Source organism: Devosia sediminis (assembly GCF_016411825.1).
Lineage (GTDB): Bacteria > Pseudomonadota > Alphaproteobacteria > Rhizobiales > Devosiaceae > Devosia > Devosia sediminis.
Map to the genome: position 1 here is coordinate 498,714 of NZ_JAEKMH010000001.1, position 20,833 is coordinate 519,546.

A 20,833-nucleotide genomic window follows, 5' to 3' on the forward strand; every position below is an offset into this window, starting at 1 on the left:
TGTTAGCATTACGGGGCCTACGGGCCCCGTTTTCGTTACTTTGGTCGCTGCGTCAGCGCCATGCCGGCAAAGATCAGGATGATGCCGAGAAGGCTGACCCAGAGATTGATCGGAACGCCGCGCAGGTAATCGAGCAGGACGCCCGTCACCATCTGCCCGGAAATGACCAGCAGGGTGGAGTTGACGGCGCCGATGCGGGTGATCAGCCAGGAGCCGGAGGCGACGAAGACCACGCCGATGGCGCCGCCGGTGAAAACCCACCATGGAATGGTGGCGAGGTTGTCGGGGATCAGTCCGCCGATGACGAGACCGAGGGCGGTCAGGGCGACGAAGCCGACAAAGTGGTTCCAGAAGGACGAGATGAGCGCTGTCGAAGAGAGCGACAGGCGGCCATTGACCTGCCGGCTCAAAATGATGAGCAGGCCGACGGCGAAGGCGAAGAAGGCCGGGACGATCATGCCGCGCCTCCGAGACCGAAGAGGATGATCAGCAGGCTGCCGCTGGCGATGAGAATGACGGCGCCGGCGTCGCGCAGGTCGAGGCGGCGCTTGGGCAGGCCGAGCAGGCCCCAGAAATCGGCGGCAAGGCTGAGGGCGACCTGGCCGGCCAGGCCTAGAGCTAGGGTGCCGGCAAGGGCTAGCGGGGAATTGACCGAGACCGAGGTCAGCATGACGGTGACGGCGCCGAAGATGCCCCCGAGATAGGCCCATAGCGGGGCGGGGCCGACCGCGGCACGGGCAGTTGCGGCCTCGCGACGCTGGCTGCGCCAGAGCACGGCCAGGATGAGGACCGCGACCACCGTGCCGACGCCATGGGCGAGCCAGGACGAGAACAGCGGACCGCCATAGCGGCCGGCCTCGCCATTGACGAAGACAGCCATGGTGAGAAGACCGCCGCTGCCGAAGGCCGCAAGCAGATGCAGCGGGCTCGGCCGCTGGGCAATAGGCATGGTCATGAAATAGATCCGACTCAACAAGAAGCGGACGGACTTTAGCTCATCCGCGCGATGCTGCGGAGACGCCGGACGGCCCCAGGCAGGCGATCTGGCGCCGCGAACGAACTGCCCTTGTCATGGCCGCTGGTCTGGCCCATGACACGGGGAGGAGGCCAAATCCATGTCGAGCCAACGCAACTCCTTACTTGCCCCGCTCCAGCACCCGAATTTCCGCATGCTGTGGCTGGCGACCCTGGCTTCCAACCTGGGTGGCCTGGTGCAGGCGGTGGGCGCCGGCTGGATGATGACCACGCTCACCACCTCGCACAACATGGTTGCCCTGGTGCAGGCCACCAACACGCTGCCGATCATGGTGTTTTCCATCGCCGCCGGGGCGCTGGCCGATAATTTCGATCGCCGGTCAGTCATGCTCATCGCGCAATCGGGTATGGCGCTGGTATCGCTGGCCCTGGCGGTCACCGCCTGGTTCGGGTTGCTGACGCCCTGGCTGCTGCTGACGTTCACCTTTCTCATCGGGGCGGGGACCGCGCTGTTCAACCCATCCTGGCAGGCCTCGATGGGCGATGTGGTGCCGCGCGAAGATTTGCCGGGCGCCGTGACGCTCAATGCCATGGGCTTCAACATGATGCGCAGCGTCGGGCCCGCCGTGGGTGGCCTGATCGTGGCCTTTGCCGGCGCGGGCGCCGCCTTTGCCGTCAATGCCGTGTCCTATCTGCCGCTGATCGGCGCGCTTTATCGCTGGAAGCCGGAGCGGGCGCAGCCACGCCTGCCGCGCGAAAGCCTGGGCAGCGCCATGTGGGCCGGCGTGCGCTATGTGTCGATGTCGCCCAATCTGCTCACCGTACTGTTTCGCGGATGCCTGTTCGGCGGTGCGGCCATCGTGGTCATGGCGCTGCTGCCTTCGCTGGCCGAGGCCTATCTCGGTGGCGGCGCGCTGCTCTATGGCACGCTGCTGGGCTGTTTCGGGCTCGGCGCCATCCTGGGTGCGTTTCTCAATGGCCGGGTGCGGCAGCGTTTCAGCAACGAGCTCATCGTGCGCGCGGCGTGCCTGGGCTTTGCGGTGGCCTGCGCCGGGCTGGCTTTCAGCCGCGACCCTGTCCTGAGCCACCTGTTGCTGCTGCCGGCAGGGGCAAGCTGGGTCCTGGCCCTGTCGCTGTTCAACGTCTCGATCCAGCTTGCCTCGCCGCGTTGGGTGGTGGGGCGGGCGCTCTCGCTCTACCAGACGGCGACATTCGGCGGCATGGCGCTGGGCAGTTGGATCTGGGGCATGACCTCGGACGCGCTCGGCCTCGACTGGGCACTGCTGCTGGCGAGCGGCGTGCTCTGCCTCTGCGGGCTTGTCGGCTTGCGGCTGGCGCTGCCGCAATTCGACAAGCGCGATCTCAACCCGCTCGACACGTTCAACGAACCCATCCTCCGCCTGGACCTGCAGCCGCGCAGTGGGCCGATCATGGTCATGATCGACTACCAGATTGCGCAGGAAGACATTCCCACGTTCCTACGGCTGATGAGCGAGCGCCGGCGCATCCGCATCCGCGACGGGGCGCGGCAGTGGACGTTGCTGCGCGATCTCGAAAGGCCCGATATCTGGGTCGAGAACTACCATGTGCCGACCTGGATCGATTATGTGCGGCATAATCTGCGGCGGACCAAGGCCGATGCCGACAATATCGAGCAGCTCCGCGGCCTGCATCGGGGTGAGGGATTGCCGAGGGTACACCGGATGATCGAGCGGCAGACGGTGCCGCTCGATGACACCACGCCGCTGCGGGATTCGCCCGAGCTCTAGGCGTTCGGGGAAGCGCGAGCGTTCCTTGTCGAAAGTGCCGGTTGCCGCTCGTCGTCCAGTCAATAAGCGATCTGGAGGCCTGATATGTCTTTACCTGCTCCCACCCGGTCGGGCTACGCGCCCGTCAATGGCATTGAACTGGCCTATGCGGTGTTCGGCGAAGGCAAGCCGCTGGTGCTGCTGCATGGCGGCCTGCAGACCATGGATGATTTCGGGCCGGTGCTGAGCGAGCTGGCAAAGCGATATCAGGTGATTGGCGTCGATTTCCAGGCCCATGGGCGCACGCGGCCATGCGATCGGAAGATGAGCTTTGAGGCCTTCGCTGGCGACGTGGCCGGGCTGATCCGATGGCTGGGTCATGAACGGGCCGATGTCGCGGGCTATTCGATGGGTGGCATCACCGCCATTCGGCTCGGCATCGACCACCCGGAGGTGGTCAACCGGCTGGTGGTCGCCTCGGCGCCTTATGCCTATGCAGGATGGCACGACTACAACGCCGAGGGCATGCGGAGCATCGGCGTGCATATGGCCGACGAGATGATGCAGACGCCGCTCTATGAGGCGTACAAGGCGGTGGCGCCCGACCCGGAGAACTTTCCCAAGCTGTTCGAGCAGATGGGCAGCTTCATCGGCAATGACTATGACTGGTCAAGCGAGGTGGGCCAGATCAAGAGCCCGACATTGCTGGTGGTGGCTGACTATGACGCGGTGCGGATCAGCCATTCCACGCATTTCTTCGAACTGCTGGGCGGCGGGAAAATCGATGGCGGCTGGGCAGGCGAGGGCATGACGCCCAACCGCTTTGCGGTCATTCCGAGCGCCACGCACTATACCCTCAACACCGATCCGCGCTTTGCGCAGGCGATTGTCGACTTCCTGGCGATCGAGGGGTGACCGCTTTGCTCGCCGCGCCGGTCGCGGTGGCGGCGTATCGAGGGAAGTGCCGGCGCCCTGAGGCGCCGGCAGGCTGGCTCAATCCTTAAGGGTACGGGTGAAGAAGTCGATCAGGGCCTGATTGACTTCGGGCACGCTGGTCATCTGCTCGAAGTCGTGGCCAACGCCCTGCACGGTAACCAGCGTGGCATCGACGCCACCGGCCTCCAGAGCGGCATAGAGGCGCTCGCTGGAGGCGAGGGGGACCACCGGATCTTCCGTGCCGTGGATCAGCAGAACCGGCGGGCTGTCTTCACTGATATGGGTCTCGGGGAAGGCTTCCTTGACCGCCTCGGCATTGGCCTCGTCGTGGACCGACATGCCCATGTGCAGGCTCGCCAGGTCGTAGCCCGGCTCGCCAGTCTCGCCGAAATAGGCGGCGGGATAGAAGGTCGCGATGGCGGCGACTTCGGAAGAGACGTCGGGGAGACGGTCGTCCACATAGGCCTCGTCATTGCCGGTGAGCCCCGCCATGAGCGCAAGATGACCGCCGGCGGACGGGCCGAAGACGGCGATGTTGTCCGGGTCTAGGTTATAGAGGGCCGCATTTGCACGCAGATAGCGCACCGCGGCCTTCACGTCCTGCTGCGGCTCGGGGAACTTTGCTTCGCCAATGCCGCGATAGTCGATAGCGGCCACGGCAAAGCCGGCTTCGGCGAGGCGCACCAGTTGCGGGATCAGGCGTTCGCGCTCGACGGCGCGCCAGCCGCTCGCCGTCATGAAGACAATAACGGGAGCCGGGTCAGCACTCGTGGGTCGGATGAGGTCGAGGTAAAGCTCATTGCGGAAGAGCCCCAGGGCCTGGGTCGAGTACTGGATGTCGGAGTAGAGTTCTACCCCCTTGAACTCCACATCCGTGGCGTCAACCGTGATCGATTTCGCCTGCGACATCGAGGTCGCCATGACGGCCAGGGCCGCGCCTAAAAGCATGCGCTTCAACATTGATTTCTCCTCATCAAAACCAGGGGACCGGATATCGTCTCTGTGTCCCCTAAATCGCTGTTTCGGCCGAGGTCGGGTCAGCGGATGAGCTTATGCAATCAAGTCGACGATGTTGTTGTCAACAAAGAATGCTGCAAAATCTTTTGACAACTCAAGTCATACAATTATGAATAGGGCAGTGAATACATATGTTTGAAGCAAAATTGGTCGTGATAAATTTCTTGGGTTTGTCAGGCGATTTTACAACTTTGAAGTGGCTATGGTGTGTTGGGTCTGGCGAACGGAAAAGAAAAAGGGCCCGGTTAGATCGGGCCCCTTTGTGTTCTCAGGCGTTAGCGGCAAACCGTTCGTCGAAGGCGTAACCGGCGCCGCGGACGGTGCGGATCGGGTCGGTTTCGCGGCCCCGATTGATGGCGCGGCGGAGGCGGCCGATATGGACGTCGACGGTGCGCTCGTCGACATAGACATCGTTGCCCCAGACGCCATCGAGAAGCTGCTCGCGCGAATAGACGCGGCCGGGGTGACGCATGAGATATTCGAGCAGGCGGTACTCGGTGGGGCCGAGATGGACGTCGCGATTGGCGCGGCGGACGCGATGGGTGGTGCGGTCGAGCTCGAGGTCGCCGACCTTGAGGGCGGTGGTGACGAGATTTGGATTGGCGCGGCGCAGCAGGGCGTGGATACGCGCCACCAGTTCGGGCACCGAGAAGGGCTTGACCACATAGTCGTCCGCGCCGGTGGAGAGGCCGCGCACGCGCTCCTCTTCCTCGCCGCGGGCGGTGAGCATGATGATCGGGACGCGAGCGGTTTCGTCGCGGGCGCGAAGGCGCCGGCAGAGTTCAATGCCCGAGATTTCGGGCAGCATCCAATCGAGCAGGATCAGGTCCGGCAGCTTTTCGGCGATGGCATGCTGGGCCTCGTCGCCGCTCTCGGCGGTGACCACCCGGAAGCCCTCGGCCTCGAGATTGTAACGCAGCAGGATGGCGATATCGCCTTCGTCTTCGACAACAAGAATTGTCGCGGGCATGGATGTGCTCCGTCGTTCGGCGCCTGAGGAGCACCGGTGCTAATGTTGTGGCCTGCCTCCCCCTTGAGGGGAGGGCTGGGGAGGGGGTGGTTGAGTGGTCCACCGATGGACCCCCACCCTCGATCCCTCCCCTCAAGGGGGTGGGAGGCGCAGGCTGATGCGCCGGTTGACCCGCTAAGCCTTAATCTGCTGGCGCTGCAGTTCCTGAACGTCGCCGGTGAGCTGCTTGCCGGTGGCCAGGTAGTAGGCGCGTTCGGCGATGTTGGTGGCGTGGTCGCCCACGCGTTCGAGGCTCTTGGCGCAGAACAGGAGATGCGTGCACATGGTGATGTTGCGCGGATCTTCCATCATGTAGGTCAGGAGTTCGCGGAACAGCGAGGTGTGCATGGCGTCGACCTCGTCGTCGCGGTTGCACACTTCGACGGCCGCCGCCGCCTCGCGATTGCCATAGGCATCGAGCGCATCCTTGACCTGCTGGAGGACCAGCGCGGTCATGTTCTTGACGCCATTATAGAAGCTGGGCTGTAGGTTGAGGCCATCGAGCTTCAATGAGCGGCGGGCCAGTTGCTTGGCCATGTCGCCTATGCGTTCGAGATCGGAGGCGACGTGGATTGCGGTGATGATGGCGCGCAGGTCGCTGGCCATGGGCTGGCGGCGGGCGATCATCGACACGGCCATGTCGTCGATCTGGCGCTGCATGTCGTCGATGCGCTGGTCGGCGATGATAGTGAGGTCAGCCAGTTCGCGGTCGAGCTTGAGCAACGCGCGGGTGCCGTTCTCGATCGCGACTTCCACCTGGCCGCCCATTTCGGCAATGGCCTGGGCAAGGGCGGCAAGTTCCTCGTTATAGGAAGTGACGATGTGGTCGGTGCCGGTATTGGGCATTTTTCTATGTCCTTCTGGCTCGCCGATCAGCCGATGCGGCCCATGATGTAGTCCTGGGTCTGCTTGTTCACCGGATTGGTGAAGATGTCCTCGGTGTCGCCCTGCTCGATCAGGTTGCCCAGGTGGAAGAAGGCAGTCTTCTGCGAGACGCGGGCGGCCTGCTGCATCGAGTGGGTGACGATGACGATGGTGTAGTTCTCGCGCAGCTCGTCGATCAGCTCTTCGATAATGGCGGTGGCGATGGGGTCGAGGGCCGAGCAAGGCTCGTCCATGAGAATGACCTCCGGACCCACGGCAATGGCGCGGGCGATGCAGAGGCGCTGCTGCTGGCCGCCGGAGAGACCGGTGCCGGGCTCGCTGAGACGATCCTTGACCTCTTCGAAGAGGCCCGCCTTGCGCAGCGAGGAGACGACGATCTCGTCGAGATCCGCCTTGTTGCGGGCAAGGCCATGGATGCGCGGGCCATAGGCGACATTGTCGTAGATCGACTTGGGGAAGGGGTTCGGCTTCTGGAACACCATGCCGATGCGGGCGCGCAGTTCCACGACGTCGAGCTTGGGATCGTAGATATCCTGACCGTCGAGCTCGATGCGGCCGCCGACCTTGGCGCCCTCGATGGTGTCGTTCATGCGGTTGATGCAGCGCAGGAATGTCGACTTGCCGCAGCCCGAGGGCCCGATGAAGGCGGTGACGGCGCGATCGGGGATGTCGATGGAAATGCCATGCAGGGCCTGCTTGGCGCCGTAGTGAACGGTGACGTCACGGGCGGTCAGGCGAATGGGATGGTCCATCAGTTCGGCGGGATTCATGGTCTGATCCAGGGTCTTTTGGGTCACTTTAACCTTACCGGCGAGAACGTCCATTTCTGAAGTCTCCTTTTTGTTTTGCCGCGCTTCCGAACCGAGGGTGCTCTAGGCACGCTTTTCGAGGCGGGACCGAAGATAGATGGCAGCGCCGTTGAGGAAGATCATGACGGCAAGCAGGACCATGATGGCCGCCGCCGTGCGGGGTTCGAAGAAATTGCGGTTTTCGTTGCCCTGCCAGAGATAGATCTGGACGGGCAAGGCAGTGGCTTGGTCGAGCGGCGTCGCCGGGACGGAAGCCACGAAGGCCTTCATGCCGATCAGCAGCAGCGGCGCGGTTTCGCCCAGGGCATGGGCAATGCCCAGGATGGTTGCGGTGAGGATCGAGGGGAAGGTCACCGGCAGCACATGGTGGAACACCATCTGCGTCTTGCTGGCGCCCATGCCGAGCGCCGCCTGCCGAAGCGCGGGGGAAACGCCCATCAGCGCGCCACGGGTGGCGATGATGATGGTGGGAAGGGTCATGAGGGTAAGCACGAGGCCGCCCACCAGCGGCGCCGAAATCGGCAGGTGGAACCAGTTGATGAAGACCGCGGCGCCCAGGAGACCAAAGACGATGGAAGGCACAGCGGCGAGGTTGTTGATATTGACCTCGATGAGATCGGTGATCCGCGACTTGGGCGCGAATTCCTCGAGGTAGATGGCGGCGGCGACGCCGATCGGCACGGCGAGGACGACGACGATCAGCATCATCCACAAGGTGCCGACAAAGGCGCCGAGCAGGCCGGCCGAGGCCGGGGCCGAGCGGCTGTCGACATTGGTGAAGATGGCCCAGGCAAAGCCGGTGGAAATGGTGCCATCGGCTTCAAAGGTGTCGATCAGGGCGCGGGCTTCGGCCGAGAGCTGCTGCTGGGCGTCGCCCAGAGTGCGGTCGATATTGCCCTTGACCCAGTTGTCGGTATTGGCCGAGCCGAGCAGGTCGACCTCGACGGTCTGGCCGAGCAGGGACGGATCCTTGACATACATTTCGCGCAGGACGTGACGCGCATTGGTCTCGGGAATGGAGAGCAGGGCACGCGCATCGATCTCGGTGCCAGCGGGCGCCGCGGCGCGCAGGGCCTGTTCGACAATGGTGTTCCAGTTGAGCAGGGCAAGGTCGCGCTGCCACTTGAGGCTGGCGGCGTTGTATTCGGCCTCGGAGGTGAACTGGTCGCTGGTGGGTGCAGGGCCAACATCGATCACTTCGGGGTCGAAGGTCACGGCTACATGCAGGTTGGTCTGCGTGAAGGCGGGGATGCCCTTGCGGAACACGTCGGCGAACAGCAGCGTCACGAAGCCGAGCGCCACGCAGATGGCGAGGAGGCCCAGGGCTCGGAACAGCCGTTCGTTGAAGTGGCGGCGGCGAAGGCTGTCGCGGACCAGGTTGGTGCGGCTGGCGGCTTCGGGAGCGGCGGATTTCACGGTATCGGTAGCCATCTTATTCGTATTGCTCCCGGAAGCGGCGGACAATGAAGAGGGCGAAGATGTTGAGGCAGAGGGTGATGACGAAGAGGGTCAGGCCCAGTGCGAAGCCCACCAGCGACTGCGGGCCGGTGAAGTCGGTATCGCCGGTCAACTGATTGACGATGGAAACGGTGATGGTCGACACCGGCTCGAAGGGATTGCCGCGCAGCACCGGCGAATTGCCGGCGGCGAGCACCACGATCATGGTTTCGCCGATGGCGCGGCTGACCGCGAGGAGGAAGGCGCCGACGATGCCCGGCAGGGCCGCGGGCAGCAGCACGTTGCGAATGGTCTCTGACTGGGTGGCCCCGAGGCCATAGGCGCCGTCGCGCAGGGTCTTGGGCACCTGGTTGAGGATGTCGTCGGAGAGCGAGGAGACGAAGGGAATGATCATGATGCCCATGACCACGCCGGCCGTCAGCGCCGATGTCGCCTTGATGTCGAGGCCGATGGCAGCACCGGCATCGCGCAGAAACGGGCCGATGGTGACAAGGGCGAAGAAGCCGAAGACGATGGTGGGAATGCCCGCCAGAATTTCGATCAGCGGCTTGGCGACGCCGCGCACCCGGCGATCGGCATACTGGTTGAGATAGATGGCCGACATGAGCCCCACCGGCACGGCCACCAGCATGGCGATGGCAGTGATCATCAGCGTGCCGGCGAGCAGCGGCAGGAGGCCATACTGCCCGTAATGGCCGCCGGTGCCGGCATTGTTGGGCGCCCAGACGGTGCCGAAGAAGAAATCGAGCGGATTGATGAAGCTGAAGAAGCGAAGCGCTTCGGTCACCAGCGAGGCGACAATGCCGACAGTGGTGAGGATGGCCACGGCCGAGCAGATCAGCAGCACCACGCCGACGACGCGCTCGACCGCATTGCGGGAGCGCTGGCGGGCCGTGATGCGGCTGCGGGCATAAAAGAGGGCGCCGGCGCCGGACACCAGGGCCAGGATCAGCACGGCGGCGAATGTGAGGAACTGGAAAGACCGGAGGGCGTCGCCGGCGGCCTGTTCCCAGGGCTGGACTTCACCCACCACGCCATAGCCGGAGGCCAGGGCTTCGATGCGGCCAATGGTGAGGTTGAGGCCGGACTGGTCAAGCGCGGTCAGAATATCGACGGGGATCAGGGAGACGATGTAGTCGTGCCGGATGCCGCCGCCGAAGAGGCCCCAGAGGGCGAGGACGACGAGTGCCGGGATCATGGCCCAGAGCGCCACATAGGCGCCGTGGTACTGAGGCCGGGAATGAACGGTGACTCCGTTCGCGGCGACGAGGCTGCGGCCCTTGGACCAGCCACTCTGATAGGCCACGCCGAGCAGGATCAGCAATGCAGCGGCCAGGATGAGCGTATTCATCTGAAGTCCCCACGAAACCCGGGCGAAACGGGCCGCGCCGGAGCGCGACCCGCAAGAAGAGGCAGATTACTGAGCAGCGCCAGCTTCGAAGGCGGCCAGGACTTCAGCAGTCTTTTCGGCCGGCTGCGGGATCAGGCCAGCGGCTTCGAGAATGCCACCTTCGCCAGCAACTCCTTCCGAGAGGAAGAACTGGACGTATTCTTCGATGCCCGGGATCACGCCGATATGCTGACCCTTGACGTAGAAGAACAGCGGGCGGGAGACCGGGTATTCGCCAGCGGCAACGGTCTCTTTGGAGGGGACGACACCGTCAACCGAAGCGACCTTCAGGGTGTCGGTGTTCTGCTCGTAGAAGGACAGGCCGAACACGCCAACGGTGTTGGCATCCGAGTTCAGGCGAGCCAGGGTCTCGGTGTAGTCGCCCGAGATCTCGATGACCACGTCCTGGCGGTAGGTGGTTTCGGCGGCTTCGAGTTCTTCCTCGGAGAGGCCTTCGGGAGCACCGGCTTCTTCGAAGCCAGCCGAAACGACGCGCTCCTGGAAGACTTCACGGGTGCCGTGGTTGGAGGCCGGGATGGCCAGCATGATCGGCTGAGCCGGGAGCGACGCGTCGATCTGGTCCCAGGTGGTGTAGGGGTTGTCGACGAGTTCGCCGTCGACGACGACCTGGGCGGCGATGGCCTTGTAGACCTGCAGCGGGGTGAGGGCGAAATCCGGGCCCGAAGCGGCCGAGGCAAACACGATGCCGTCGAAGCCGAACTGGATTTCACGGATATCGGTCACGCCGGCGGCGGTGCACGCCTCGACTTCGCCTTCGCGGATCTGACGCGAAGCATTGGCGATGTCGATGGTGTTGTCACCAACGCCAGCGCAGAACTGGCTGAGACCGCCACCGGTGCCGCCCGAACCGACGACCGGGGTCTTGAACTCGGGGAAGACGGCCGAGAATTCTTCGGCAACGATCGAGGCGAAGGGGAGAACGGTCGAGGAGCCAGCGACCTGGATGGTGTCGCGCGACTGGGCGAAAGCGGCGGTGGTGCCGAACGCTGCGAGAGCGATCACGGCGGCACTGGCGTAGAGTGCGGTCTTCATGGAATGTCCCTTCCGGAATTCATTTTCAAGCTTGGCCCGCCATTCGTGGGCGGCCCTCAGACGCGGCAGACCATAGGAGCGCCTCGCAACGGTTTTATTGCAGTTGCGTGACCGGTTTGTGACAGGTCAGTCCGATGATTTGATTGAATAATTTCTGGAACAAGCGGGTCAATGGCCCGGCTTAATGACTGCCTAAACCACGTCCATACGGGCCAATATGACAGTCTGGTGAGGACTCCCCTACGGCGAGTCCATGCTGGTTCCGGGCGGCAAGGTAGCGAGCGCATGCGACAGTTTCCTGACGCCGGGCGCGGCTGTGGATACCGGCAGCCTAGCGCAGCAGTGGCCGGACTTCGGCCTGCACCTTGCGCATCAGCGGCAGGAAATGCGCGATCATCCGCGAGGTGGGCGCGCGAGCGGTCTGGGCGCCGATATTGAGCGCGGCCACGACGTCGCCACGGGCATTGTGGAGCGGCACAGCGATGGAGCAGAGGCCCAGCTCCAGCTCCTGGTCGATGACCGCAAAGCCCTGCGCCGCGACCACAGCCAGCTCGGTGGTGATGGAGGCCATGTCGGCCTTGGTGCGCTCGGTATAGGCGACGATGTCGGACCGATCGAGAATGGCCTGGGCTTCCTCGCGCGGCAATGCAGCGAGAAGGGTGCGGCCCATCGAGGTGCAATAGGCCGGGAGGCGTGCTCCAGCGCCCAGGTTGATCGACATCACCCGGCGGGTCGAGGCACGCGCCACATAGAGAATGTCGGACCCTTCGAGCACGGCGGCCGAGGTGCTTTCGCTGGTGGCGTGGGAGAGTTCTTCGAGGAAGGGCTGGATCAACCGGGGAAGGGGCGTGCCGGCGAGATAGGAATGCCCCAGATTGAGCACACGCGGGGTGAGCTGGAAGAATTTGCCGTCATAGGTGGCGTAGCCAAGATGGGCGAGGGTGAGCAGGCATCGCCGCGCCGTAGCGCGCTCCAGCCCGGTGCGCTGGGCCACGTCGGTGATCGACATGCGCGCATGCTCTTCGTCGAAACACTCGATGACGGAAAGACCGCGGACGAGGCCGTGGATGATATCGCCATCGCGCATTGTGCGGGCTCCGGACTTTGGGCGTCAGGCGCACAGGTTAGCGGCGGGAGGGGCGGAATGGAAGGGGGTGGGGCGGGAAGGGTGAGGGGGGAAGGGTGTGCGAGGAGGAAGGGGTGGGTGAGCAAGGAAGGGCCGGGGTGAGGAGGCATGGAGGCAAGGAGGCAAGTGGGCAAGTGGAGAGGAGCTGAGGAGCTGAGCAGGTGAGGAAGTGAGGAGGTGAGGAAGTGAGGAAGTGAGGAAGTGAGGAAGTGAGGAAGTGAGGAAGTGAGGAAGTGAGGAAGTAAGGAAGTAAGGAAGTGAGGAAGTAAGGAAGTAAGGAAGTGAGGAGGTGAGGAGGTGAGGAGGGGTGAGATGATCGTTCGGCACCATAGCCACCAAGCCCAGGTGCTTCGTGGACAGGTTCCGGCGCCTACTCTCCATTCGGCGATCGGCGGTCTTATCCATCCAGATAGTTGGTAACGCGGAAGCAGGTCCTTTGACCTTAGCCGACCATCCCTCGCGGCCTTCCCAATGACGTCTGGCAAAACCGGGTCGACCGAATACGGGTCGATGTTGAATTTATGGGCCGGCAGCCAATTTGCCGCAACCGCATTGCTCTGACTTGCGTCATCCCGGAGGCGAAGGTGAATCCTGATTCCGCATCACGATCGGCATTGCCTGCCGCCTGGCAGCTTTACACGGCGTTCTTCGCCTGTGCGGTGATGCTGGGCAGTTGGTATCCTCGCATTCCGGACGTGCAACGCTTCGCAGGGCTGGAAGGGTGGGAACTCGGCTTCGGACTGGCCGGCTATCCCACAGGGACGCTTCTGCTTTTCACATTCGGCACCCGCTGGGCAGCCAAGCTCAGTTTCAGCCAAAGCTTCCGGATCGTTGTGCCGACATTGGGGATAGCCCTTGTGGGTGCGACCTTGGCCGGGAACGTGGCAAGTTTGTTTGCCTGCATGGCTGCGGCTGGGGCGTTGCAGGGCGTACTGGCCGTTACCGGCAATGTGGTAGCCGATCAAATCGAGGCCGCGCTTGATCGACCAGTCCTGGTGCGCGCTCATGGGTTTTACAGCGTCGCGACGGTGGTTGCCGGCGCGGCCGGCATTGGTTTTCGGGCGCTCGATGTTGCGCCGTGGCTGCATCTGACCATCGCGCTGCCCGTCGCTACCATCCTTGTTGTCGTGGCAACGTTTCGTGTCGGCGGGCAGCGCTCGGTTCCGAGAACGGACGAGTACCATGCAACGATCGTTCTCCCGACCGGTCCCATTTTTATGCTGTTCCTGGCTGGAGGTGCTGCACTCTATCTCGACAATGCGGCCTCCGACTGGTCTGGCATTCTGCTGCGCGACGGCTATGCGGCCGATGCGACCACCGTAACGGCCGCTGTTACCGCCTGGGCCATCGGACAGGCAGCGGGCCGGCTCGGATTTCCAAACCTGTCGTCCCTGTTCGGAAAAGAAAGGCTGGCCTTGATTCTGGCCATGATCGCGGCGATGGGGCTGGCCTTAGTTGTTTTCTCACCCGCCATTTTTGTCGCGTTTGTTGGGCTGTTTCTGTTGGGAATTGGCACCAGCGCACTCTTCCCGATGGCAATTGCGGCCGCCGCCCGCATCGGAGACCGCCCCGCGGCGACAAACGTATCGTCGCTGTCGCAGTTGGCATTCGTCGCCGGCATTGCCACGCCGATTGTGCTGGGTGGGCTGGTTCAAATCGTCGGCGTGCGCTGGGCCTTTGCCTCCGGCGCCGTGATGCTCGCAGCAAGCCTCGCGGTTCAAATCCTGCTGCACCCCTTTGCCACACCAAGCAATGCCGACGAGAGAGAGGCTCGTAGCGACCGCACTCCCCAAAGTGCAGGGCAGTGACGACGGCATCTCGCGACAATCATTGGCTATGCTCGTTGGGGCTTTGAGGTCTCAAGGAACAGACTCTTCATGAAGCCAAGCCCATTGCCCGTCTCCAAAAATCGCAGCATGCTCGTCTGCCAATTTTGGACGGAGACACGTGATGGGCCTTTCAGACCGCGATCGCCAACTGGGCATGGATCGCCCGATTTCCCGGCGCGACTTTCTCAACGGCATCGCCATGGCGACCGCTGGCCTCGCGGCGACGGCTCTCCTGCCCAAGGGCGTTCTGGCGCAGGGTGTAGCGACGGCCGCCGGTGATCCGGCCAAGCTGACGGGCCTGCGCGGCCATAGCGAAACGGCGATGAACATCATGCACGCCGTGCGCGACGGCACGTTCTGGGATAGCGCGCCCGATGTGACGGAGACAGGTGAGCGCTATGACCTGGTGGTGGTCGGCGGCGGCATTTCCGGCCTGGCTGCGGCGCGGCTCTACCAGCGGCAGAAGCCGGATGCCACGATCCTGATCCTTGAAAACAACGACGACTTTGGCGGTCATGCCCGGCGCAATGAATTTGTCGCCAGCAATGGCGAGACGCTGATCGGCTATGGCGGTTCGCAGTCCTTGCAGAGCCCGACCTATTTCTCGCCGCTGGTGAAGGATCTGCTCGCCGATATCGGCGTCGAATACGAAAAGTTCGAGACTTTCTACGACAGCGAGTGGCACGAAGAGCGAGGCCTGGGCGACGCGATCCTGTTCCGCAAGGAGGACTGGGACACGCCGGAGGATGTGCTGGTGGTGACGGCGGAGACCGCGGCCGAGTGGGTGCCGAACACCCCGCTCAACGACCAGGCCAAGGCCGACCTGATCGAGCTCATCGATTCCCCGCCGGACTATCTCGCAGGCAAGAGCCGGGAGGAAAAGTTCGCGCAACTCGCCCAGACGACCTATGCGGACTTCCTGACCGAAATCTGCGGATACGATCCGCAACTGGTCCAATATTTCCAGCGCTCGACCGAAGCCTATTTCGGCATGGGCATTGACGGCACGACGGCACTCGACGCCTGGGGCAACTGGAACCCGGGTTTTGACGGCATGGATCTAGGCGATCGGCCCTACAAGACCATGAGCCCATCCGGACGCCTCGCGCTGACCGATCCGGACCCGTACATCTACCACTTCCCCGATGGCAATGCGGGCGTGGCCCGGTCTCTGGTGCGCAAGCTGGTGCCCGATGCCTTGCCGGGCACGACAATGGAAGATCTGGTGACGACATCGGTCGACTACGGCAAGCTCGATATCGAGGGCAAGCCGGTGCGGCTGCGGCTCAATGCGTCCGTGGTCCGCGTCAAGCATGATGGCGCGCCGGATAAAGCGCAGAGCGTCACGCTGACTTATCTCGAGGGGTTACGCTCAAGACCGTCGTTGCCGACCAGGTCGTGCTGGCCTGCTGGCACCGCGTCATTCCCTATCTCACCGACGAACTCGGCGACGAACAGGTCAAGGCACTCAATGACCAGCACAAGATCCCGCTGATCTACACCAATGTGCAGTTGCGCAACTGGGAGGCGCTGGGCACGGCGAAGATCGCCGGCTTCTCCGACCCGACCGGGTTCTGGAACGGCGCCGAGATCGATTTCCCCGTATCCATGGGCAGTTACCGCTTCGCCCAGGAGCCGTCGGACCCTATTATCCTGCACCTGAGCAAGATCCCGCTGACGGGCGATCCGTCGATGAGCTCGCGCGAGCAGGCCGCTGCTGGCCGGCAGGCGCTGACGCAGATTTCCTTCGAGGACATGGAGCGGGAAATCCGCGACATGCTGCAGCGCGCGCTCGGTCCTCATGGCTTCGACGCGGCCCGCGATATCGAGGGCATTACCTGCAATCGCTGGAGCCATGGCTATGCGCTGGAATATATGCGCCCCTGGGACCAGTTCTGGCCCGATGGTCCCCTGCCGATCGAAACGGCGCGCCAGCCTTGGGGGCGGGTGGCGATCGCCAATTCGGATTCCGGCGCCTATGCCTATGTTCACTCGGCTATCGACCAGGCGGCGCGCGCCGTCCATGACCTGCTCGGGGATGGGGCGACGCTGACCAATTACAGCCGTTTCCCCGGACCGCCGGTGGAGATGCTCGGCCTGGTGGAGTGAGGCCCCGCGCGCCTGATCGTCAATAATCGCGGACCTTTGGGGGGGCGTGTCTGAATGAAGCCCGCCCGTTCGTCGCTGCACGGATAGCGGCATGAACGGTAGCGGGGAGAATTTGGTGGCCAGGGACGTGAATATTCTGCGGCAGCTTCAACGCATGGTTGAGGGAGCGCTGCAGCCCGGCGCGGTGGTGGGTGTCCTGAGGGACGACACAGTCAGCTTGTTCGCCGCCGGATATATGGAAAGCGAAAGCGTCCGGGCGATGACGCCGGAGGCGATTTTCCGGATATCCTCGATGAGCAAGCCGATCGTCGCGCTGGCTCTGCTGCAGCAGATCGAGGACGGCCTCATTGGCCTCCATGACCCGGTGGCCGAGTGGCTGCCGGAACTTGCCCATCCGCGCGTCCTCAAGCGGATCGATGCCTCGCTGGACGACACGGTGGCGGCCGAAACGCCGATCACCGTCGAACACCTGCTGAGTTCCCGCCTTGGCTTGGGTATATTGCCCATGCAGCCGGGGGCGACGCCGATCCAGCGGGAGATCGACAGGCTTGGACTATTGGGGTTTGGTCCCGACGATCCGGCACATCCGATGAGCCAGGACGAGTGGATGGCGCATATCGGTGCCTTGCCGCTCCTTGCCCAGCCGGGAAGCCACTGGTTCTACAATACCGCTACCCTCGTCCAGGGGGTGCTGGTCTCTCGGATTGCGGGCAAGCCCCTGTCGGAGGTGATCGCCGAGCGGATCACGGCGCCACTTGGCATGGTCGATACCGGATTTGTCGTTCCGGACACGAAACGACACCGTCTGACGGCCGCATATGGCGGCGACATGACCGAGACGGATGCGGCCGGCTCCAGCCCGTGGTTGCGCCGGCAGCGGTTCGAGGTCAGCATGGTTTCAACGGCTGCCGACTACCTTGCCTTTGCGCGCATAATCGGCCGCGGCGGCGAGGGGCCTGCGGGCCGGCTGATCCGGCAGGAACAGCTTCGCTGGATGCTCTCTGACCACCTGACGCCGGGCCAACGCGACGCAGGAGCCGCATTCCTCGACGGTCGCGGCTGGGGCTACGGTCTGTCGGTCGATGCGGCACACCAGATCGGATCCGACTTTACCGGCGAAGTCGGCTGGGCGGGTGGCCTTGGAACGTCGTGGATACAGAACTTGGGATCCAAGGCGGCAGTCGTCATCCTTGGTTGCCGCGCCATCGACGGTCCCGACGTTTACGCCGCCCATGTCGACCTGACCCGGCAGGCCCTGGGGTAGACCGCCGACGCGGATCGGCTGAAATTGTGTCAGGACCTATAAATCCTGAGTCGAAAAAACCCTTTGGATTCAATGACGGCAGGAAAATTCTGAGTCAACGCCACAGGGAATTCTGAGTCGATCCCAAGTACGCGACCAGCAATCATGAGTCGATAATCGACGTTTCGACAGGCAAATACGAGTCGATGGCCTGCGGTGCCGCGCAGGCCAAGAAAAATGGCCGGGCGAAGGCCCGACCATAGAACAGAAACCGGCGATTTCGATCAATCGTTTAGGTGGCGGACGGCGCCCTGCTAGGCGGCGGTGCTTACCACGGTCTCGAGCACGCGCTCGACTTCTTCACGCGCGAAGACGAGCTGCTGCCGCTCACGAAGTTCGTGCTTCGGGTGGACTCCGAACTTGGCGAGGGTGGTGCGAACCAGGCGGTTCGGAACGCCGAGGCGCCGCGAGGCTTCATTCGTGAACATCCACTTTCGCGCCACGGCGAACACGTCGGCCCGGGCAATCGAAACCTGGCCTTTGGCCTTGACGGGAAGCAGCCGTCGAAGGACCAAGCGACCAACCATTGGCTCGGTGACGCCAAGTAGGACCGACGCCTCTATGTGGGTGAGCAGACCGTCACGGGCTTCATCAGAACCGGCATGCCGCCCGACTGCTGCTACGACGGTTTCGAAATCCGGCGCCGCCAACGATGTCATGGTGCCGGTCAGCCTGCCGTCGATACGGTGCACTGGGATGGTCCCGTCGATCACCCTGGAGATGATGCCCGCCCATGGTTTCGGCCCGGGCGGCAACCTGTAGACCGCCTTGGTCAAGCGGATATAGGTGCATGGCGGTACCGCGGGCAACACTTTCGATTCCAGGCGGTCCACCAGCCGGTTGACGCTAGAACGCGTGTAGTATTCCTTGCCCACCGCGAGCATCAGGACCGGACCTCCAACGGTATCCACTAGTCCGGCCTCCGCCAGCTCGGCCATCGCCCCGGTCGGTAGGCCGAGGCGGACGGCAGCCGAACTGGCGGCCTCCATGTCCGCGCGTTGTGCGGCGATCATCGCGATCTGTGCGCGTTCGAACAGCATAGGGGAGTTCTTCGATCCCGCATTGCGGATGACGCGCACCTCCGGATGCCCGGCCAGGATCTTGAACAGCTTCGGGCGGATGCCGAATTCCTTGGCGGCCTCGTAGGCCGTCAGGAGATCGGAGCGATTGCGATAGCTGCCCTTGCGCACGGTGGGCAGACTGACCGCGGTCATGGCCATGTCGTCTTCGACGGACTTCCGCACAGCGGCACGCAGTTCGGGAGGGAGCGCGCGGTCCGTGGTCAGGGCATAGAGCGATCCGATCTCCTTCTTCACGCCGTAATGGCCGCTGCGTTCGCTCGCGGAATCACGGGCTTGCGAGCAGAGGTCGTGAAACCCATCGGGCCAAGACAGGACCACGCGGCCCGCCTTGGCGAGGACATCGGGTTCGATGCGATCGAACATCTCGCGGCTCCCGGGCTTGGCCACCGACGTGACCGAGCGTTTCGGGTCCTGCGTCATGGCGCTCGCGATCGAGATCGCGAACTCGAACAGGGATCCGCGATCCGTTTCGATATCGGGATGCAGCGCCGGCGCGTAAGCTGCCCTGACGGCAGGATCGGGATCGACGAGCGAGGTCACGAAGCGCAAGGCCTCCATGTCCTCCACCTCCACCTTCTCCTGTGGCCAATCCCGCAGATCGACCTCGGAGCGAACGAACCCATGGTCGTCCACCCGATCGCAGCGGTCGCAGAACGCCAGATCGCGGACCCGCACCCAGCCCAACGTCGTCCCGCAGACTGGACACTCCGAGATCAGGCGCTCGCCCGTTGCCGGATCGAAGCCGAAGGCACGGATCTGCCAGGCGGCCTTGTGGTATCCGCATGTCGCGAGCGTCCCGGGCGCGATGCGGCGCACGGTCACCTCGCGGTGGATCGCGCGAATCTCGGCACCGAAGAACCGCAACCAGCCGGAACGCCCGGCCTGATCGAGGAAGAGCGGCGAAATATCCTCGACGCGGCATCCCAGATGATCCGCAAGGGGAAACTTCAAACCGGGCGCGGACGCGATGGATTCAGCGCGGGACTTGTATCCCAGAGGGATGAGGACATCGCTGGTGAGATCGTAGCCCATGAGATTGCCCGCGCGGACGACCAGGCCCGGGAGATGCTCGTCGCCATGCGGCAGGACGGAGACAGGAAGCGTCATGCGGCCACCAGTCGGGCGTCGCCGCCGCGCTTGAAGGGGTTGGTCTTCACGATGCCGCGCGGGATCGCGAAGGTATCGACCGCCTTGGACAGGTGCTCGCGCGTCACAGTATCCGCCTTGGCCTTGGCAGCATGCATGCAGGCCTTGGCGACGATGCGGCAGGCGATGCCCAGACGACCGAGCGAAGCCTCGTGCAAGGCCGCCGGGATATCCGCGTTCAGGAAATCTGCCCTTTGCGGGAACAACCCCTCCTTGGCCAGATGAATGCCGAGGCGTCCGACGAAATCCTGGAAGACCTGACGCTCCTGCGTATCCTCCCAGGACAATTCACCGAAGTCGATCTCCTCATGGCAGCGCAGCGCAAGCTGGATGTCGTCGAGAAGGTAGGGCCGTGCCTCCTCGATGCCGACGAACAGCATAGGCACCACCCCGCGGATGAGCATGGCCTTCAAAGTGTCAGTCACTTCGCTGGTCCTGGAGCGCTCGATCGAGCGCAGGGCCGCATCCTCAGACATGCGGTGCTTGGAGACCGCCAAGTGCTGGATCTCGTCGATAACAAGCAGTTCCACGCCGAGAGTGGACAGGAGGTCGTACACACGGCGGAGCATCAGGTTTTTCGATCCCCGGGCGGAGCGGGGATCGCCGAGGGCAGCCAGGATGTCGGCGCACAGGGAACGAGGCGTCGCGCCGCCTTCCAGCGTGACATGCACGACGAGCTTTTGGAGGCGGACCTGTTCATCGAGGGGCAGATCGGCTGGAACCAGCCCTCGGGAAATCGCTTCCGGCACTGCGACTTTTTCCTGGTAGTTCTTGACCGCGGTGGACTTACCGACGTGGCTGGGTGCGAACAGGGTGCCGAACTGCTTGGGTTCATCGTCGGTGATCGTGGCGCGAAGGTCGTCGCAAACCTCCGTGACGATGTCGAGACGGGGGTGCTTGACCCTGAGCTTGCGGAACACGGCGAGGATCTCGGAGTTGGTGAGCGTCTTGGTCATGG

18 protein-coding genes are annotated in these 20,833 nt (G+C 63.6%); 6 read left to right on the top strand and 12 right to left on the bottom strand.

Going from position 1 to position 20,833, the window contains the following annotated elements:
* Window positions 1–35: 35 nt before the first annotated feature.
* Both JEQ47_RS02595 and JEQ47_RS02600 read right to left on the bottom strand, forming a co-directional pair.
* Window positions 36–458 (bottom strand): DMT family transporter, encoded by a 423-nt coding sequence (locus tag JEQ47_RS02595; RefSeq protein WP_198874829.1) that lies wholly within the window; start codon window positions 456–458, stop codon window positions 36–38.
* Window positions 455–955, bottom strand: coding sequence for a DMT family transporter (locus JEQ47_RS02600; protein ID WP_198874830.1), 501 nt, complete (start codon window positions 953–955; stop codon window positions 455–457). Before JEQ47_RS02600 ends, JEQ47_RS02595 begins: the two co-directional genes overlap by 4 nt.
* A gap of 160 nt (window positions 956–1,115) precedes the next feature.
* Between JEQ47_RS02600 and JEQ47_RS02605 the strand changes: the two genes are divergently transcribed.
* Both JEQ47_RS02605 and JEQ47_RS02610 read left to right on the top strand, forming a co-directional pair.
* Window positions 1,116–2,744: an MFS transporter gene (locus tag JEQ47_RS02605; protein WP_198874831.1), complete on the top strand. Its 1,629-nt coding sequence runs from the start codon at window positions 1,116–1,118 to the stop codon at window positions 2,742–2,744.
* Window positions 2,745–2,828: 84 nt separating this feature from the next.
* On the top strand, window positions 2,829–3,638 hold the full coding sequence (locus tag JEQ47_RS02610) for an alpha/beta fold hydrolase (protein WP_198874832.1): 810 nt from the start codon (window positions 2,829–2,831) through the stop codon (window positions 3,636–3,638).
* A 78-nt stretch (window positions 3,639–3,716) separates the two neighbouring features.
* On the opposite strand, the gene JEQ47_RS02615 is transcribed toward JEQ47_RS02610, so the two are convergent.
* The 8 genes from JEQ47_RS02615 to JEQ47_RS02650 all read right to left on the bottom strand — a co-directional run bounded on the left by JEQ47_RS02615 (window position 3,717) and on the right by JEQ47_RS02650 (window position 12,367).
* Complete coding sequence (locus tag JEQ47_RS02615; RefSeq protein WP_198874833.1) at window positions 3,717–4,619, bottom strand: alpha/beta hydrolase; 903 nt, start codon at window positions 4,617–4,619, stop codon at window positions 3,717–3,719.
* Between the two features lie 325 nt (window positions 4,620–4,944).
* On the bottom strand, window positions 4,945–5,646 hold the full coding sequence (phoB, locus tag JEQ47_RS02620) for a phosphate regulon transcriptional regulator PhoB (protein WP_198874834.1): 702 nt from the start codon (window positions 5,644–5,646) through the stop codon (window positions 4,945–4,947).
* A gap of 174 nt (window positions 5,647–5,820) precedes the next feature.
* Window positions 5,821–6,531 (bottom strand): phosphate signaling complex protein PhoU, encoded by a 711-nt coding sequence (gene phoU, locus JEQ47_RS02625; protein ID WP_198874835.1) that lies wholly within the window; start codon window positions 6,529–6,531, stop codon window positions 5,821–5,823.
* 26 nt (window positions 6,532–6,557) lie between these two features.
* Complete coding sequence (gene pstB, locus JEQ47_RS02630; protein WP_236020698.1) at window positions 6,558–7,340, bottom strand: phosphate ABC transporter ATP-binding protein PstB; 783 nt, start codon at window positions 7,338–7,340, stop codon at window positions 6,558–6,560.
* Between the two features lie 102 nt (window positions 7,341–7,442).
* A complete protein-coding gene (pstA, locus tag JEQ47_RS02635) occupies window positions 7,443–8,810 on the bottom strand; it encodes a phosphate ABC transporter permease PstA (protein WP_198874837.1) in 1,368 nt (455 codons plus the stop codon).
* A gap of 1 nt (window position 8,811) precedes the next feature.
* Window positions 8,812–10,188 (bottom strand): phosphate ABC transporter permease subunit PstC, encoded by a 1,377-nt coding sequence (pstC, locus tag JEQ47_RS02640; protein WP_198874838.1) that lies wholly within the window; start codon window positions 10,186–10,188, stop codon window positions 8,812–8,814.
* A 66-nt stretch (window positions 10,189–10,254) separates the two neighbouring features.
* Window positions 10,255–11,280, bottom strand: coding sequence for a PstS family phosphate ABC transporter substrate-binding protein (locus JEQ47_RS02645; protein WP_198874839.1), 1,026 nt, complete (start codon window positions 11,278–11,280; stop codon window positions 10,255–10,257).
* Window positions 11,281–11,611: 331 nt separating this feature from the next.
* Window positions 11,612–12,367, bottom strand: a complete 756-nt coding sequence (locus JEQ47_RS02650) for an IclR family transcriptional regulator (protein ID WP_198874840.1) — start codon at window positions 12,365–12,367, stop codon at window positions 11,612–11,614.
* 623 nt (window positions 12,368–12,990) lie between these two features.
* Between JEQ47_RS02650 and JEQ47_RS21000 the strand changes: the two genes are divergently transcribed.
* The 4 genes from JEQ47_RS21000 (at window position 12,991) to JEQ47_RS02670 (ending at window position 17,608) form a co-directional block, all read left to right on the top strand.
* Window positions 12,991–14,214, top strand: a complete 1,224-nt coding sequence (locus tag JEQ47_RS21000) for an MFS transporter (RefSeq protein ID WP_198874841.1) — start codon at window positions 12,991–12,993, stop codon at window positions 14,212–14,214.
* A 142-nt stretch (window positions 14,215–14,356) separates the two neighbouring features.
* The gene (locus tag JEQ47_RS02660; protein WP_198874842.1) at window positions 14,357–15,730 is read left to right on the top strand and encodes an NAD(P)/FAD-dependent oxidoreductase; all 1,374 of its coding nucleotides are present in this window, start codon (window positions 14,357–14,359) and stop codon (window positions 15,728–15,730) included.
* Window positions 15,634–16,344, top strand: a complete 711-nt coding sequence (locus tag JEQ47_RS02665; RefSeq protein ID WP_198874843.1) for a hypothetical protein — start codon at window positions 15,634–15,636, stop codon at window positions 16,342–16,344. Before JEQ47_RS02660 ends, JEQ47_RS02665 begins: the two co-directional genes overlap by 97 nt.
* Window positions 16,345–16,459: 115 nt before the next feature.
* Window positions 16,460–17,608: a serine hydrolase domain-containing protein gene (locus tag JEQ47_RS02670; RefSeq protein WP_198874844.1), complete on the top strand. Its 1,149-nt coding sequence runs from the start codon at window positions 16,460–16,462 to the stop codon at window positions 17,606–17,608.
* Between the two features lie 293 nt (window positions 17,609–17,901).
* On the opposite strand, the gene JEQ47_RS02675 is transcribed toward JEQ47_RS02670, so the two are convergent.
* Both JEQ47_RS02675 and JEQ47_RS02680 read right to left on the bottom strand, forming a co-directional pair.
* Window positions 17,902–19,836, bottom strand: coding sequence for a hypothetical protein (locus JEQ47_RS02675; protein WP_198874845.1), 1,935 nt, complete (start codon window positions 19,834–19,836; stop codon window positions 17,902–17,904).
* Window positions 19,833–20,831, bottom strand: coding sequence for an ATP-binding protein (locus JEQ47_RS02680; protein ID WP_198874846.1), 999 nt, complete (start codon window positions 20,829–20,831; stop codon window positions 19,833–19,835). Before JEQ47_RS02680 ends, JEQ47_RS02675 begins: the two co-directional genes overlap by 4 nt.
* Between the last annotated feature and the right edge of the window lie 2 nt (window positions 20,832–20,833).